General features: G+C 69.2%; 13 protein-coding genes and 1 pseudogene. 6 read left to right on the top strand and 8 right to left on the bottom strand.

Annotated elements, in window-relative coordinates:
* Nucleotides 1-236 precede the first annotated feature (236 nt).
* Nucleotides 237-1,220 (bottom strand): LuxR family transcriptional regulator, encoded by a 984-nt coding sequence (locus ACIOWN_RS22750; protein ID WP_401983202.1) that lies wholly within the window; start codon nt 1,218-1,220, stop codon nt 237-239.
* 145 nt (nt 1,221-1,365) lie between these two features.
* Between ACIOWN_RS22750 and ACIOWN_RS22745 the strand changes: the two genes are divergently transcribed.
* Complete coding sequence (locus ACIOWN_RS22745) at nt 1,366-2,778, top strand: aminopeptidase P family protein (protein WP_401983201.1); 1,413 nt, start codon at nt 1,366-1,368, stop codon at nt 2,776-2,778.
* A 231-nt stretch (nt 2,779-3,009) separates the two neighbouring features.
* On the opposite strand, the gene ACIOWN_RS22740 is transcribed toward ACIOWN_RS22745, so the two are convergent.
* Both ACIOWN_RS22740 and ACIOWN_RS22735 read right to left on the bottom strand, forming a co-directional pair.
* Entirely contained in the window at nt 3,010-3,444 is a 435-nt protein-coding gene (locus ACIOWN_RS22740) for a hypothetical protein (RefSeq protein WP_401983200.1), read from the bottom strand.
* Nucleotides 3,445-3,620: 176 nt separating this feature from the next.
* Nucleotides 3,621-3,782: a hypothetical protein gene (locus tag ACIOWN_RS22735; protein ID WP_362351527.1), complete on the bottom strand. Its 162-nt coding sequence runs from the start codon at nt 3,780-3,782 to the stop codon at nt 3,621-3,623.
* 518 nt (nt 3,783-4,300) lie between these two features.
* Here ACIOWN_RS22735 and ACIOWN_RS22730 point away from each other — a divergent pair.
* The 4 genes from ACIOWN_RS22730 to ACIOWN_RS22715 are packed head-to-tail and all read left to right on the top strand — an operon-like array spanning nt 4,301 to nt 8,907.
* A complete protein-coding gene (locus ACIOWN_RS22730; RefSeq protein WP_401983199.1) occupies nt 4,301-5,617 on the top strand; it encodes an ABC transporter substrate-binding protein in 1,317 nt (438 codons plus the stop codon).
* A 14-nt stretch (nt 5,618-5,631) separates the two neighbouring features.
* Nucleotides 5,632-6,627 carry a sugar ABC transporter permease gene (locus ACIOWN_RS22725; RefSeq protein WP_362351191.1) on the top strand — a complete coding sequence of 332 codons (996 nt, stop codon included), beginning with the start codon at nt 5,632-5,634 and terminating at the stop codon, nt 6,625-6,627.
* The gene (locus ACIOWN_RS22720) at nt 6,620-7,510 is read left to right on the top strand and encodes a carbohydrate ABC transporter permease (RefSeq protein ID WP_362351194.1); all 891 of its coding nucleotides are present in this window, start codon (nt 6,620-6,622) and stop codon (nt 7,508-7,510) included. Before ACIOWN_RS22725 ends, ACIOWN_RS22720 begins: the two co-directional genes overlap by 8 nt.
* 32 nt (nt 7,511-7,542) lie before the next feature.
* The gene (locus tag ACIOWN_RS22715; protein ID WP_401983198.1) at nt 7,543-8,907 is read left to right on the top strand and encodes a GH1 family beta-glucosidase; all 1,365 of its coding nucleotides are present in this window, start codon (nt 7,543-7,545) and stop codon (nt 8,905-8,907) included.
* Nucleotides 8,908-9,423: 516 nt separating this feature from the next.
* On the opposite strand, the gene ACIOWN_RS22710 is transcribed toward ACIOWN_RS22715, so the two are convergent.
* The 5 genes and pseudogenes from ACIOWN_RS22710 to ACIOWN_RS22690 form a co-directional block, all read right to left on the bottom strand.
* Entirely contained in the window at nt 9,424-9,765 is a 342-nt protein-coding gene (locus ACIOWN_RS22710; protein WP_362351200.1) for a hypothetical protein, read from the bottom strand.
* Between the two features lie 69 nt (nt 9,766-9,834).
* Nucleotides 9,835-10,551: pseudogene (locus ACIOWN_RS22705) on the bottom strand (transposase family protein).
* A 60-nt stretch (nt 10,552-10,611) separates the two neighbouring features.
* Entirely contained in the window at nt 10,612-11,460 is an 849-nt protein-coding gene (locus ACIOWN_RS22700; protein WP_401983197.1) for an alpha/beta hydrolase, read from the bottom strand.
* Nucleotides 11,461-13,210: 1,750 nt separating this feature from the next.
* Entirely contained in the window at nt 13,211-13,411 is a 201-nt protein-coding gene (locus tag ACIOWN_RS22695) for a hypothetical protein (RefSeq protein WP_358731692.1), read from the bottom strand.
* A gap of 347 nt (nt 13,412-13,758) precedes the next feature.
* Nucleotides 13,759-14,583 carry a CDP-alcohol phosphatidyltransferase family protein gene (locus ACIOWN_RS22690; protein ID WP_401983196.1) on the bottom strand — a complete coding sequence of 275 codons (825 nt, stop codon included), beginning with the start codon at nt 14,581-14,583 and terminating at the stop codon, nt 13,759-13,761.
* Nucleotides 14,584-14,692: 109 nt separating this feature from the next.
* Here ACIOWN_RS22690 and ACIOWN_RS22685 point away from each other — a divergent pair, with 109 nt between their 5' ends.
* Nucleotides 14,693-15,676, top strand: a complete 984-nt coding sequence (locus ACIOWN_RS22685) for a zinc-binding alcohol dehydrogenase (protein WP_401983195.1) — start codon at nt 14,693-14,695, stop codon at nt 15,674-15,676.
* Nucleotides 15,677-15,710: the final 34 nt, after the last annotated feature.

Here is a 15,710-nt window from a genome sequence, read left to right as displayed (position 1 = left end):
ATCGATGTAACGACGAACCTGGAGGTACTCCGGTCGAGGAATCGACCCCGGACCTCCCGGTCGCCGCCCCATGATCGCCGCAGCGGTACGGGGTCTCGATAGGGCCGAACAGTCCCTCCGCGTCCCTCCGCGCAGGGCCCAACAGCCCTGCGCTGAGCTTTACGGTGGTGGCCACCTTGCAGGTCAGCGGGAAGGCGCGTGCGATTGTGCGTGTGGACTCGGGCCGGGACCGGCCGTCACAACCATCCGTTGCGCTGGGCCTGCAGCGCCAGCTGGAATCGGTTCGCGGCGCCCAGCCGGGCCATCATGACCTGCAGGCGGCGGAACAACGTGCGGCGGCTGATTCCCAGTTCGCGGGCGATGACGTCGTCGCTCGCGCCGCCGGCCAGGAGCCACAGCAGACGGCGGTCGGCGGGCGGCAGACCGCCGGGGAGGGCCGTGCCGCCGTGGAAGGGCAGAGCGAGCTGCCACGACTGCTCGAACAGCGCGATGAGGGCGGAGAGCAGACCGCACGGCTGTACGACCAGCATCCTGTTGTGTACGTCAGCCTCCCTGATCGACAGGGACACCAGGGCGTACGCGTCGTCGATGATCAGGAGTTTGACGGGGACGGACGGCAGAACTCTGGCCTGCTCACCGGCGTTGACGCACGGTTCGATGACTTGCTCGAGGTGGCCCGGGCGTTCCAGCGACTCGCGGGAGTACACGACGCGTTGCGTGACCCCGCGGGCCAGCGTGGCCAGTGCGTCGTCGGTGGCACTGGCCACAGGGAAGTAGGGGGGTGACTCGAACTGCCGGATCTGGTGGCGGGCGCCGGCCCAGGCCTGGCGCATCCTGGGGCCGATCGCGTCGCCGGTGACGATCTCGACGACGGGGTCCTCGTGGGCCGTGAGCTGCCGGCGCCGGAACGAGTCGAAGGCGCCCGCGACCGCGATGCGGGATTTCTCGAGCTCGGCCGCACGGTGCCGGGCGAGGACCTCGAGAGCTGCCGCCGGTGCCACCGGCGTCACCACGTCCTCGTCCCTGTCGGCGGCACCGGCCAGGCCTGCGTCGACGAGCTCGGCGTACGCCGTGGCCAGGCCGGGGCCGTCCAGTCCGGCCGCGGCGGCGATCTCGCTCCGCGGCGCGGGGGCCAGCTCCAGCAGGGTGAGATATGCCTGGGCCGCCGCCTGACCGATGCCCAGGAGCCGTAGTGCCTCGCCGAGGCTCGCGTTCGTCATGAGTCGCATTATCGACGGCCCTGCCCGGCTGGGCATGGCCGATCTGTGCCAGTGGCACCGATGGGCGCCACACGTGGGCGGCGCGGGATAGCCTCGCCGAGCCGTCGGCACGTGGCGGCGCTCGACTCCCAGGAAGGCGGACGCAGTGGCGAAAGGCCGTAAGAACGGTTTGTACTCAGGGATCTCGGAGGAACTGTCCGCGTCGATGCGGACGGGGTGGGCGGACACCGAGAGGCGCGAGCTGACGCTCGAGGAGCAGGCCCCGTACGCGGCCACGCGCCGGGCCGCGCTCTCCGCGCGCTTCCCGGGTGAACGGCTCGTGATCCCCTCGGGGAACCTCAAGGTCCGTTCGAACGACGACACCTACCCGTTCCGGCCGTACTCGGGCTATGTGCACATGACCGGCGACCAGGCCCGGGACGGTGCCCTTGTCCTCGAACCCCGTGCGGACGGTGGCCACGACGCCTACTGTTACCAACTCCCGCGGGACAGCAGGGAAAACGACGAGTTCTGGACCGGTGCCACAGCGGAACTGTGGATGGGCCGGCGCCGCTCCCTCGCCGAGGCGGAGGGCGTGCTCGGCCTGCCGTGCCGGGACGTCCGCAGGGCGGCCGACGACCTGGCAGCCGCCTCCGGCACACCGACCCGCATCGTCCGCGGCATCGACCCGTCCCTGGAGGCCGCCGTCGCCACCGAGGCGGAGCGCGACGAGGAGCTGGAAGAGGCCCTCAGCGATCTGCGCCTAGTGAAGGACGAGTGGGAGATCAGGGAGATCCGCTCGGCCGTCGACTCCACGGTGCGCGGGTTCACGGACGTCGTAGGTGAGCTGTCGCGGGCGATCGCGTCGTCCGAGCGGTGGATCGAGGGCACCTTCTTCCGCCGCGCCCGCCTCGAGGGCAACGCCGTGGGCTATGGCACGATCTGCGCCGCGGGCGAGCACGCCACGATCATGCACTGGACCGACAACGACGGACCGGTGCGCCCCGGGGAGCTGCTCCTGCTCGACGCGGGCGTGGAGTCGCGCACCCTGTACACCGCCGACGTCACACGCACTCTGCCGATCAGCGGCACCTTCACCCCCGTCCAGCGCAGGGTCTACGACGCGGTGTACGAGGCCCAGGAGGCGGGTATGGCGGCCGTCAAGCCGGGCGCCGCGTACCGGGACTTCCATGAGGCGGCCCAGCGTTCCCTGGCGGCGCGGCTGGTCAAGTGGGGTTTCATCGAAGGGCCTGCCGACCGCGCGTACGAGCTGGGTCTCCAGCGCCGTTTCACGATGGCCGGTACCGGTCACATGCTCGGCCTGGATGTCCACGACTGCGCGCGGGCCCGGACCGAGGAGTACGTCGACGGCGTACTGGAGCCGGGCATGGTGCTCACCGTCGAGCCCGGCCTGTACTTCCAGCCGGACGATCTGACCGTGCCGCAGGAGTGGCGCGGCATCGGCGTGCGCATCGAGGACGACCTGCTCGTCACCGCCGACGGTCACGAGAATCTGTCGGCGGGCCTGCCGCGGTCGGCGGACGAGGTCGAGGCGTGGATGGCCCGGTTCGCGGGCTGAGCACATCGAGAACCGTCCCGAGGGCAGGGTCGCCGTCCGGCGCCTGCCCTCGCCTGAACCGTGAACTCGCAACCTCACGCAAGAGCGAGCAAACGAGTCGGCCGGGGGCCCCTATCTGTTGCGTCATCCGGTCGGGGCTGGTGGGCTCGGGTTTCGTGGCACGCACGGCAAAGGGGCCGCCAGCAAGCCGGCGGCCCCTTTGCGGGCGGTTCGACGTCGATGGGAGAAGGGCTACTTCATCTCGGCCACCCGCCACTTTCCGTCGATCTCGGAGAGAAGCAGCTCGGTGATGTCGAGAGGGTTGTCGCGGACACCGACGTGCCCGAAACTGTCCCCTTTTCCCCAGAATCTGGACCTGTAGGAGACCGCCAGCCGGTTGCGCTCGGCGTCGCTCAGGGGGGCGATGAGGGTTTCAACGGCCTGCGGGCAACTGTCCTTGCCCTGGCCCGCGGCGAGTTCGGACTGTGCAATCCTGGTCATGTGGGAGCAAACATCCTTGCCTTCGCCCGAAGCGAGGGCCTTGAGGAATGCCTTGCCGGCGTCCTCCAGTGCTCCGAGGCGAGCGCTGTTGTCGCGGAGGTTGGCGAAGAGCCCCAGCCCTACGGCCGTGAGGAGCGCACCGATTGCCCAGAGGATCGGCGCGCGTCCCTTTCCTTGCTCGTCCATGCCGGTCAATATGCCTTCCCTCAGATGCCGAACGTGCGCGTTGCCGGAATCTGACGGTCCGCCCTGGATTCCGGCAACCCTGGCTTTCGGTTTGCCTTGCTGGACGTTCCCATGTGGTTCCGTCTGCGGTCCGTCCCTCCGCTGCGCACGCAGGAATACCTGCGACGTCAACGAGGCTACGGGAGCAGTCTCGTGCGATCACTACTCGGTTCCGGCAGCGCTGCGGCGATCACGGCGGCGGCATCGGTGCCGGGCACCACCATGGTCTGTTCGTCCAAGGCGGTGAAGATGTCCGCGACCAGACGCTCGGCCATGCGCGGGGCCTTCGGGCGGAGCACGGCCCTTCCTGGTTCAAGAGGTGAACGGTGTTGGTGCGAGAGCGCTCTCCTGGCGGCGAAAGCTTCACGTGAGTGAACGAAGCGCCGAGAGGTGCGACGGAGTTCGGTCAAATCGTAAGTGACATCACGTCAAATACTGCTGCTCGCAGTCGAGATGATCCCCCCCACCGCGGAGCTGTCCGCGGCGGACACCGAGACCCAACCGTTGTACTGCTCCTTCCTTGTTCCGCCCCCGCCCTCCTGTCGCAGGTCAGGCGGCGCGCGCCGGCCGTGTCGGGCCGAAGGTGTCGTCTTTGTCGCCGCCGACCGCCGATTCGCCCTTGCCGGATCCCTTGACGACGCCTCGCCCGGAGGTTTAACTCACGTCCTAAATTAAGCCATGAGGCGCCTTCGGAAGTCGAACCGGGCGACCGGACCCGATCGCACGAGAACGAGCGACGGGACACGGGAGCGAGAGCGGTGTCGGCGTCCCCAGGCTCCTCACGGTTCTCGACTCCCGGAAAGGGACACCAGGAGCCATGCGCAGCATCCGAGCCGCGGCCGTAGGCGCCGTCACCATGTCTCTCGCCCTTGCCGCCTCGGCCTGCGGAGGCGGTTCGTCGACGGGCGGCGGGTCCAACGACTCGCCGAAGACGCTCACGTACTGGGCCTCCAACCAGGGCGCCAGCATCGAGATCGACAAGAAGGTCCTCCAGCCCGAACTCGACAAGTTCCAGAAGCAGACGGGCATCAAGGTGAAGCTGGAGGTCGTGCCCTGGTCGGACCTGCTGAACCGGATCCTCGCAGCGACCACCTCCGGCCAGGGCCCCGACGTCCTCAACATCGGCAACACCTGGAGCGCCTCCCTCCAGGCCACCGGGGGGCTGCTGCCCTGGGACGCCAAGAACTTCGAGAAGATCGGCGGCAAGGACCGCTTCGTCGATTCCGCGCTCGGCTCCACCGGCGCCGAGGGCAAGGACCCGTCCTCGGTACCGCTGTACTCGATGGCGTACGCGCTCTACTACAACAAGCAGATCTTCGCCGACGCGGGCATCTCCAAGCCCCCGGCCACCTGGGACGAACTCGTCGCCGACGGCAAGAAGATCCGGGCCAAGGGCAAGCAGGTCCTCGGCGCCGAGGGCGCCAACGTCTCGGAGAACATCCACCACGTCTTCGTCTTCGCCAAGCAGCACGGTGCCGACTTCTTCACCGCCGACGGCAAGCCCGACTTCACGAGTGACGGCACGGTCGCCGCGGTCAAGCAGTACGTCGACCTGATGGCCAAGGACAGGGCCATCCCGCAGGGCAACGCCGAGTACGCGCAGAACCAGTCGGTCAGCGACTTCGCCAAGGGGAAGACGGCGATGCTGCTGTGGCAGTCCGCCTCCTCCAACCTCAAGTCCCAGGGCATGAGCGCGGACGCCTACGGCATCGCCCCGGTCCCCGTGCGGTCCGGCACCCCCGGCACCGACGCCCAGGTCAACTCGATGGTCGCCGGCATCAACCTCGCCGTCTTCAAGAACACCCACAACCTCGACGGCGCCACGAAGTTCGTGAAGTTCATGACCAGCGACGAGGAGCAGAAGATCCTCAACACGGCCTACACCTCCATCCCGCCGGTCAAGGCCGCCCAGGAGGACCCCGCCTTCAACACCCCGGACAACGCCGTCCTGAAGGAGACCCTCGCCACGAGCGCCGCCGCGCTGCCGCAGGTCGCCGACGAGTCCCAGTTCGAGACGACCGTCGGCACGGCCGTCAAGGAGCTGTTCGCCGACGCGGCGGCCGGACGCACGATCACCACGGAGTCGGTGAAGGCCAAGCTGCTCAAGGCACAGCAGCAGATGCCGGCGAAGTGAGCGCGGACACCCACATGACGACCACCGCTCCCGCGCACACCGGCGGGACGACGGCGCCCGTGAAGTCACCCGGGGCGGCGCGCGGACCGCGCCGCCCCGGGTGGCTCGGACGTGTCTCGCTGCCGTACCTGCTGCTCCTGCCCGCCCTGCTGCTCGAACTCCTGGTCCACATCGTGCCGATGGTGATCGGCATCGTGATGAGCTTCAAGGAGCTCACCCAGTTCTACATCCGCGACTGGGGCACGGCTCCCTGGTCCGGCCTCGACAACTACCGCATGTCGGTGGACTTCAACGCCCCCGTCGGCGAGGCGCTGCTGCACTCCTTCCTCGTCACCATCGCGTTCACCCTGCTGTCGGTCGGCCTGTGCTGGCTCATCGGCACCGCGGCCGCCATCTGCATGCAGGACACCTTCCGCGGACGCGGCCTGCTGCGCGCCGTGTTCCTGGTGCCGTACGCGCTGCCGGTCTACGCGGCCGTCATCACCTGGGTGTTCATGTTCCAGCACGACAACGGCCTCGTGAACCACGTGCTGCACGACCAGCTGCACCTCACCGACAAGCCCTCGTTCTGGCTCATCGGCGACAACAGCTTCGTCGCGCTGCTGACGGTGTCGGTGTGGAAGGGCTGGCCGTTCGCCTTCCTCATCGTCATGGCCGGACTCCAGAACATCCCGCGCGAACTGTACGAGGCCGCCGCGCTGGACGGCGCCGGCGTCTGGCAGCAGATCCGCCGCATCACCCTGCCGTCCCTGCGGCCCGTCAACCAGGTGCTGGTCCTGGTGCTGTTCCTTTGGACGTTCAACGACTTCAACACGCCGTACGTGCTGTTCGGCAAGGCCGCCCCCGAGGCCGCGGACCTCATCTCGGTCCACATCTACCAGGCCTCGTTCGTCACCTGGAACTTCGGCACCGGCTCCGCCATGTCCGTCCTGCTGCTGCTCTTCCTGCTGCTCGTCACCGGCGGCTACCTCGTGCTCACCTCACGCGGACGGAGGTCCGCCGATGTCTGACACCACCCTCGAGTCCGCGACCACCACGGTCCACCGGTCCCCGATGGCGCCGCCGCGCACCTTCCTGTGGACCCGGCGGATCTTCCTCACCCTGCTGACCGGGTTCGTCCTGGTGCCCGTGTACGTGATGGTCTCCAGCTCGCTGAAGCCGCTCGCGGACGTCACCGGCAAGTTCCGCTGGCTGCCGAGCGGTCTGACCTTCCGCCCCTACATCGACATCTGGTCGACGGTCCCGCTCGCCAGGTACTTCGTCAACTCGCTGATCGTGGCGGGCGCCGCGACGGTCTGCTCCGTGGTGATCGCGGTCTTCTCGGCGTACGCCGTCAGCCGCTACAGCTTCCACGGCAAGCGCGTCTTCACGGTCACCGTCCTGTCGACGCAGATGTTCCCGGGCATCCTCTTCCTCCTCCCGCTGTTCCTGCTCTACGTCAACATCGGCAACGCCACCGGCATCGCCCTGTTCGGCTCGCGCGGCGGCCTGATCCTGACGTACCTCACGTTCTCGCTGCCGTTCTCGATCTGGATGCTCATCGGGTACTTCGACTCGGTGCCGCGCGACCTGGACGAGGCGGCGCTGGTGGACGGCTGCGGGCCGCTCGGCGCGCTGTTCCGGGTCGTCGTGCCGGCCGCGATCCCCGGCATCGTCGCCGTCGCCGTGTACGCCTTCATGACCGCCTGGGGCGAGGTGCTCTTCGCGTCCGTCATGACCAACGACACCACCCGCACGCTCGCGGTGGGCCTCCAGGGCTACTCCACGCAGTACGACGTGTACTGGAACCAGATCATGGCCGCCTCGCTCGTCGTCAGCGTGCCCGTGGTCGCCGGGTTCCTGCTGCTCCAGCGCTACCTCGTCGCCGGGCTCACCGCGGGAGCGGTGAAGTGACCGCCAACATACCCAGTCTCGAAAGGACTTCCGTGTCCCACGCCATCGACCTCGCCGCACTCCCGCAGGACTTCCGGTGGGGCACGGCCACATCGGCGTACCAGATCGAGGGGGCCGTCGCCGAGGACGGCCGCTCGCCGTCCATCTGGGACACCTTCTCCCACACCCCCGGCAAGATCGACAACGGCGACCACGGCGACACCGCCTGCGACCACTACCACCGCTGGCGCGAGGACGTCGCGCTGATGGGCCGACTGGGCGTGAACGCCTACCGGTTGTCGATCGCCTGGCCGCGCGTGATGCCGGACGGCGACGGTCCGGTGAACCCCAAGGGCCTCGACTTCTACGACGAGTTGATCGACGGTCTGCTGGCGGCGGGCATCTCCCCCTCCGTCACCCTCTACCACTGGGACCTGCCGCAGGCCCTCCAGGACCGCGGCGGCTGGCCCGAGCGGGAGACCGCCGAGCACTTCGCCGCCTACGCCTCCGTCGTCGCCGAACGTCTCGGCGACCGGGTGTCCCACTGGACCACCCTCAACGAGCCCCTGTGCTCGGCCTGGATCGGCCACCTCGAGGGCAAGATGGCCCCCGGCCTGACCGATCCGACCGCCGCGGTCCGCGCCTCCTACCACCTTCTTCTCGGCCACGGCCTGGCCGCCCAGGCGATCCGCGCCGTGACGTCCGGCGCCGAGGTGGGCATCGTCAACAACCTCTCCACCGTCTTCCCCGCGAGCGACAGCCCCGAGGACCAGGCCGCCGCCCGCCGCCACGACGGCCACGTCAACCGCTGGTGGCTCGACCCGGTCCACGGCCGCGGATTCCCCGCCGACATGCGCGAGGTCTACGGCGTCGACCTCCCCGAACGCCCCGGCGACCTCGACATCATCGCCGCCCCGCTGGACTGGCTCGGCCTCAACTACTACTTCCCGGCGACGGTGGCCGACGACCCCGACGGGCCGGTGCCCCACGCCCGTGCCGTACGCCGCCCGGACGTGCCCCGCACCGGCATGGACTGGGAGATCGACGCGTCCGGCATCGAGACGCTGCTGCTGCGCCTCACCCACGAGTACGGCGCGCGCAAGCTCTACGTCACCGAGAACGGCTCCGCCTTCCCGGACACCGTGGGCCCCGACGGAACGGTCGACGACCCCGAGCGCCGGGACTACCTGGTGGGACACCTGGCCGCCTGCGCCTCCGCCGCCCGCAAGGGCGCCCCGCTGGCCGGCTACTTCGCCTGGTCGCTGCTGGACAACTTCGAGTGGGCGTACGGCTACGCCAAGCGCTTCGGCCTCGTCCACGTCGACTACGCCACCCAGGCCCGCACCATCAAGACCAGCGGCCGCGGCTACGCGGAGATCGTGCGCGCGCACGGGAAGCTGGCGCACGGGGCCGCCTGAGCTCGGCCCGGCCGGCGGACGGACGCGACCCCTCGGGGGAGGAGATGGCCCTCCACGAGGGGCGCGGCCCGTCCGGGACCGGCAGCAGGCGACGCACTCCGTCCTGATCATCGGCAGGCGGTCGGTGCCACCGGCGGCACCGCCAGGTGGACGGGCCGACGGAACGGAGCGAGACGGCGAACCCGGTCGCCGGCACCGGGCCCCTCGCCCTCACCGAGGCCGGCCGCACCACCTCGGCGACCGTCGACCTGTGGTCATGACGTGACGGACTGCCGAGCGCTGATCAGGTCGGTGAGAAACCAGCCTGGACATCTTCTGGAACGGAGAGGCCAGCCCGTGTTCCCCGTGCGGAGATCCAGCGCCTTCGCACCACCTATCCGGGGCGTTTCCGCCGCGAGATGCAGCGAGCCCGTTCCCTGCTGTTCGTGGCCACCACACGTGCCCGGGTACCACGCCTTCGCCGAGCTCGCAGCCAGATCCGCATGGGTCGGCCCCCAGCCGTAGCGCCGCGCGAAGTCAAAAACCACGTTGCGGAGGAACGTCTGATCGCAGGAGGCGGACTCGCTCGGCTGGTATGCGGCCGGGCAGGTAGACGAATCCGTTGCCGTTGTCGAGGAGCAACCCCTCATCGATGCCGTCCACGGACCAGACATCAACCGGCCCACGGGTGTTGTTGATCTGAAGGAAGAACTGTGCTTCCTCCTCGCCCCGACAGACGAAGATCCCCTCCACCTCAGGGCGGCGGCTGCCGGCGATTCCCGGTGCGGCGCCCATCCGGGCCCAATCCAGGCCATGCTGTGCGATCGACTGCCGATTGAGCACGGAAGAAACGTGGATGTAGTTCGACGTATCCAACACGCCAGGAGTATAGGAGGCAGTGAGGCTTACTCCTCAGGTTGAGGCGGTCAGCTCCAGGGCGGGGACGGCCTAGACACGGTCGGTGATGTGGGTGGTGCTGCCGCGGAGTTTCCGCAGCACGCGCCAGGACTTGAGGGTGGCCAGCCTGCTCGCCGAGTGCGCGGATCTTCGCGTGGGCGAGGTTGACAGCCTTTTGTCCGGCGGAGAGCCTGCTCCAGGCGCCGCGGAAGGGGACGCGGACGGTGGGGCGGGAGCCCTGGTACAGCTTGTCGGCCCAGCACCGGATGCTGCCGGAGCTGAGGGCGTCCAGCAGGCCGTGGGAGCGGGCTTCCCTGATGTCGTGGACCGCGCCCGCCAGAGCCGGCGAAGCCCAGATGAGCTTCCCGAACGGGTCGGTGAGGACTTGGACGTTCATGCGGTGCTTGCCGGAGTAGAAGGGGCGGTCGGCCGCGATGCGGTCGATGGGCAGTAAGGGTCCGTCCAGGATCCCGAACGCCTTGCGTGCGGCAACCACCATGGCCTGCTTGAGGGTGGGGGCGAGTACGGCCAGGAGGTCCACGGCGTTGCGGATGTAGCGGTAGACCGTGGCCACACCTATGCCGAAGGAGGCCGCGAGCTGGGTGCAGGTGTCACCGCAGCGCAGGTGGGCCAGGACGAGCAGGGCCTGCCGATTCGGGGGCAGGCGCCGCCAGCGGGTGCCGACCTTTCGGCGTGCTCGGCGAGCTGCCCGGTCAGGAAGCGCAAGTGTGAGCTGGACAGGTCGATCGCGGACGGGTGGACAAGCACGATCCAGGGTGCAGCCCACCTCACCGCAGCCGGCGCCAGGCTGGATGATGCATGTGTCGATCAATGCTCGTTGGGCCGCCACAGCCAGCGCAGAGCGTCCGGCAGCAGGACGCCGCCGTGGTTGGGGGTGTGTCCGCCGTCTCCCAGGACAAGGCGGAAGTCGTAGCCCGCTTCAGCGAGAGCGGCTGCCACGCGCAGGTTTTCGGCGAGCCAGTTCCACTGTGGCTCATTCCAGTGCAGGTCGCGGTGGCCGCCTTGCATGAAGATGCGCAGCGGCCTGCGGGAAACGCGGGAGATGAGGTCCGGGTAGGGATTGCCGTCCGGCATCTGCGCGAAGCTGGAAAGGTATCCGATGACGCGGCGGAACTTGTCCGGACGCAGCCACGCGGCGGTAAAGGCGCAGTTGCCGCCGCTGCTTCCGCCGCAGATGCCCCACCTTTCGGGCGAGTGGGCGATGGTATAGCGCTCCGCAACCTGCGGGATGATCTCGGTGAGGAGGAAGGTGACGTACTGGTCGTCGAAGGCGTCGTACTCGTTGTTGCGGTTCTTCGGGTTCTCCGCATCGGGGAAGACGCCAGGATCGACGAACACGCCGATGGTGACGGGGATGTCGCCGCGGTGAACGAGGTTGTCCAGGACGATCGCGCCGCGTACCTCCCCTGCGGGGTCCAGGTACCACCATCCGTCCTGGAACACCATCAAGGATGCCGGTTCCGCTGGGTCGTACTGTGCGGGCACGTGTACCCAGAACTTCCGGAAGGTTCCCGGGTAGACCGCGCTGCCCCTCCACTCGAGCTCAACCGTCTCGCCCGCGGGCACGCCCGGCTGTAGAGCGGAATCGGGTCCGTGGATGTAGCGCACGTCGGACTGGTCGATCGGAAGTGGCTGGTAGGGCATCTCGATGGTCACGGGGAACAACCGTAGAGCGACACAGGATTTGAGAACCACTCGTCTTCATGGTCGGTCGCTGTCGACGGTCGTGGGCGTACTCCTGGTTAGGCTCCCGTGCCCATGAGAGCCATACAACTCTGGAGACGTGTACGCCGGGTGGACAAGCCGGTCGCTGTCATCGCTGGCGTGGGGAACATGCTGCTCTGCGGCGTGCTCTTCGTGATGATGATCGGCGGGCTACTGGGTTTCGAGGCCACTACCCGGGAGGAGGAGACCGCCGCTCGGATCCTCGGGGGCCAAATCTTCGGGTGCTGGCTCGCGGGCGGGCTGATGCTGTTCTCCGTGCTGGGTATGACGCGGGCCTTGTCGCGCCGCGCTGTCGCCGTCACGATTTGCGACCGGGGAAACCCCGGCGACCCTGCTCCTCGCCGGCCGCGGCGCGCGGTACGACGGCCCGGGCTCCGGCAAGGACGGCGGCCTCTCCCGGCCGAGCGATGGCTGTGCCCGCTGTGGATCCGCGCGACCCAGCAGACCGTCGGAAGTCAGGCGTCTTCAGGAACAAAGCTGACATAGCGTCAAGAGCCAGAGTAGAGCTGGTGACCCATCGTGTGTGCCGGGCCTAATATGAGGCAGTCGTTCAGCGACCAGTTGGTTTCCACGGGGGCGTGGCATGGCGCTGAAGGGGTGGCAGAGGGCGGTGCGCAGACGTCAGGGTGATTTCGCGGACGATATGAGGCACGGCGCGGCGATCGGAACTACATCCTACGTGCCGCGGCGACGGTTTTACGTGGATGGGCAGGCCGGGACCGGCGATGCGCCGGGCGGTCAAGCATCGGTCTTTCATCACTCAGGTGCGGGCAGGCGTCATGGATGTACCTCGCGAAAACGGCACGATTCCCCACGGGCGTCCGTCGCGGAGTCCGCAGGACTGGGGCTGGTTCGCTGCTTGGGCGCTGGTGGGGGCGGCGAGCTCCCTCGGGCTTCTGAGCCTCTGGACGATAGGCATGCTGGTGCTGCTGTGTGCGGCGGTCGGCACTGCGCTGCTTGTGACGCATCGCCAGACGGACCGTGGGTTGCCCGGACTTCTTTCGGGTCTGAGCCTTCCGGCCTTCTATGTCGCCTATCTCAATCGAGGCGGCCCGGGCGACGTTTGCGTCACGACAGGGACAGAGCAGAGCTGCACCGAGGAATGGTCTCCGTGGCCCTGGCTTGGGGCCGGGATCGTCCTCGGCCTCGCTGGCATCGTGGTCTTTCTCGTACTCCGGAGCCGGTCTTCCAGCCGTCGTACACCGGCGTCCCGGAATCCCGCAGACCGCTAGGACCGGCAACGTTCACCGGGGTGACGGCCCGGCTGCCGTCAGAGCTACGGTGATCTCCGACCCTCCTGATCGGTCAGCGTCCGGACCTTGACCGGCTCCGCCACCACGCCTCCCCGCACCAGATTGGATGTCCGCCGACATTCAACCGGTTCAGGCGCTCCCGCCGCCAACCAGGCGAACCTTCTCGGTCACGGCACTCAGCGTATCCAGGCGGCCAGCATCGGGCCGTGCCTTCGGTGTGGTCATTCCGCCGAAGGCCGGGACGCACTCAGGGACGCTTACAACGTCTTGCCCGGGTCGCAGCGGCGATTGGTGACGCCCCAGTCGTCGGCCCGGGCAGTGACGAGGAGGAGGCCACGACCGGACTCCGCGTCGGGCTCTGTGGGAGCGGTGACGACAGGGCGGCGTTCGGCGCGGGTGTCAGAGACCTCCAGGCGCAGCTGCTTGCCCTATACCTCGGTGGACAGGCGGACATGGAAGTCCAGGCCGGGGACCCGTCCGTGGCGTACGGCGTTGGCGCACAGCCCGGCGGTGATCAGGGTCAGGGTCTCGTTGACGTCGCTGTCGTAGGGGTGGCCCCAGGAGTCCAGGCAGTGCGAGACGAACAGCCGGGCCAGGCGGGCGCCTCGTGGGGTCGGACTCCACGCCACGAGGGGACCTCACACCACCACCCCAGGAGGAGAGCCGCAGGTGCGAGTGGAGAGTGATCGGTCACAGGAGTTGGCCTGCGGAAACAACTCCAAGAGCGCTCGCCATGGGCGCATCGCGCGTCGCCGACGATCAAAGCGGGATCCTGCATGTCGTGCCGCTCGACGCGGCCGGCATCGGGTAGGCCGGTTCATGGGCGTCCTCGGCGTTGCCGCGGCCGCCTTCGCCGTCGTGCGGACGCGGTCGTGGCGCGCGGAACGCGTCGTGACGCGCAGAACACGTTTCAGCGCGCGGAATGCGGGATCTGGATCACGTTCCCGTAACCCGGCTCCGCCCGTCGTGCGGCGCGTCACGCGGCCCGCGCCGTCTCCAGTATCGCCTCGACGGGTTCCGTGACGGGGGCCGCGACGGACTCCTTGAGGCGGGCCTCCCTCGTCACGCCGGCCGCGGCGGCCGTCCGCACCCGCGACGTCCGCCACAGCCACAGCACGTCGCGGCCGAACGACCACACCAGCAGGCCCAGCGCCAGCAGCACCACGCCGGCGGTGGCCGGCAGGGGCAGCAGGTCCGATCCGGCGAGCAGCAGGAAGACGCCCTGGAGCGCGGCGACCGCCTTGCGGGCGGTGCTCGGCGGCAGGGGCGCGTTCAGCCAGGGCAGCACGCGGGCGGCGGCGACGAAGACGTAGCGCATACCGCCGATCAGCAGCACCCACGGGCCGAGCATCGTCGAGACGTACACGCTCAGCACCAGGATCAGGAACGCGTCCACCTCCATGTCGAAGCGGGCGCCGAGCGCCGTGGAGGTCCCGGTGCGGCGGGCCACCTTGCCGTCGACGCCGTCCAGGATCAGGGCCACCGCGGTCAGCGCGACCAGCAGCGACACCGGCGGTGCGCTCTCGAAGGAGTCCGCGACCAGCGCCGTCACCCCACCGACGAGAACGGCCCGGCCCAGGGTCACCCGGTTGGCCGGTCCGAAGGAGCGCGGCCGAGACCGGTGCAGTGCCCGGGAGAGCACCGCCCAGGTGGCGACCGCGAAGACCAGGCCGGTCACCCAGCCCGCGGGACCCATGCCGATCGCCGGGCCGAGCAGGGCCAGCAACAGGATCTGAGCGCCCGCTCCCACCGCGGTCTCCTGCTGGACCAGCCGTGCTTCGTAAGTGTTGTTCAGGGCCACCGAACACCCTCCGGCGAGTGACAGAGTCGATCAACGCCGCGTACGTTGTCCGCGGCCTGTGCACACCTCGGTACGTGAACAACTTCCCGATCGTTCAGGAGGATTCTTGATGAACCGCTCCGCGCGTTCCTTCTGGCTGACCTCGCCCGGCCGCGGCGAGATACGCCCGGCGGACCTTCCGGAGCCCGCTGCGGGCGAGGTGGTCGTCCGCGCGCTGTACTCCGGGATCAGCCGCGGCACGGAGACGCTCGTCTTCCGCGGCCAGGTGCCCGAGAACCAGTACGGCGCCATGCGGGCGCCGTTCCAGGAGGGCGACTTCCCCGCTCCGGTGAAGTACGGCTACCTCAGCGTGGGCGTCGTGGAGGAGGGCCCGACGGAGCTGACCGGGCGTACCGTCTTCTGCCTCCACCCGCACCAGAGCCGCTACGTCGTCCCGGCGAGCGCGGTCACCCCTGTACCGGAGAACGTGCCCGCCGGGCGGGCGGTGCTCGCGGGCACGATCGAGACCGCCGTGAACGCGCTGTGGGACGCCGCGCCCCTGGTGGGCGATCGCATCGCCGTGGTCGGCGGTGGCATGGTCGGCTGCTCGGTGGCCGCCCTGCTGGCCCGGTTCCCCGGCGTGCGCGTGCAACTGGTGGACGCGGACCCGGCCCGCGCCGAGGTCGCCGAGGCCCTCGGCGTGGGCTTCGCCCAGCCCGGGGACGCGCTCGGCGACTGCGACCTCGTGGTGCACGCCAGCGCCACCGAGCAGGGCCTCGCCCGCGCGCTGGAACTGCTCACCCCCGAGGGCACCGTCCTCGAACTGAGCTGGTACGGCGACCGGCGCGTCGCCCTCCCGCTCGGCGAGGACTTCCACTCCCGCCGGCTGGTCATCCGCAGCAGCCAGGTCGGCACCGTCTCCCCGGCCCGCCGCTCCAGCCGCACGTACGCCGACCGGCTGGCCCTCGCGCTCGACCTGCTCGCCGACCCGGCGCTCGACGCCCTCGTCACCGGGGAGAGCGCGTTCGAGGAACTGCCGGAGGTGATGCCGAGGCTCGCCTCCGGGGAGATCCCGGCCCTGTGCCACCGGGTCAGGTACGGCGACCGATCATGACGGATCGTCCGGTCGGGGACGGCAAGAGCGCCTG

The sequence above is a fragment of the Streptomyces sp. NPDC087787 genome (assembly GCF_044743035.1).
Lineage (GTDB): Bacteria > Actinomycetota > Actinomycetes > Streptomycetales > Streptomycetaceae > Streptomyces.
Note: the sequence above shows the minus strand (reverse complement) of the source record. Positions and strands in the feature narration are given on the sequence as shown.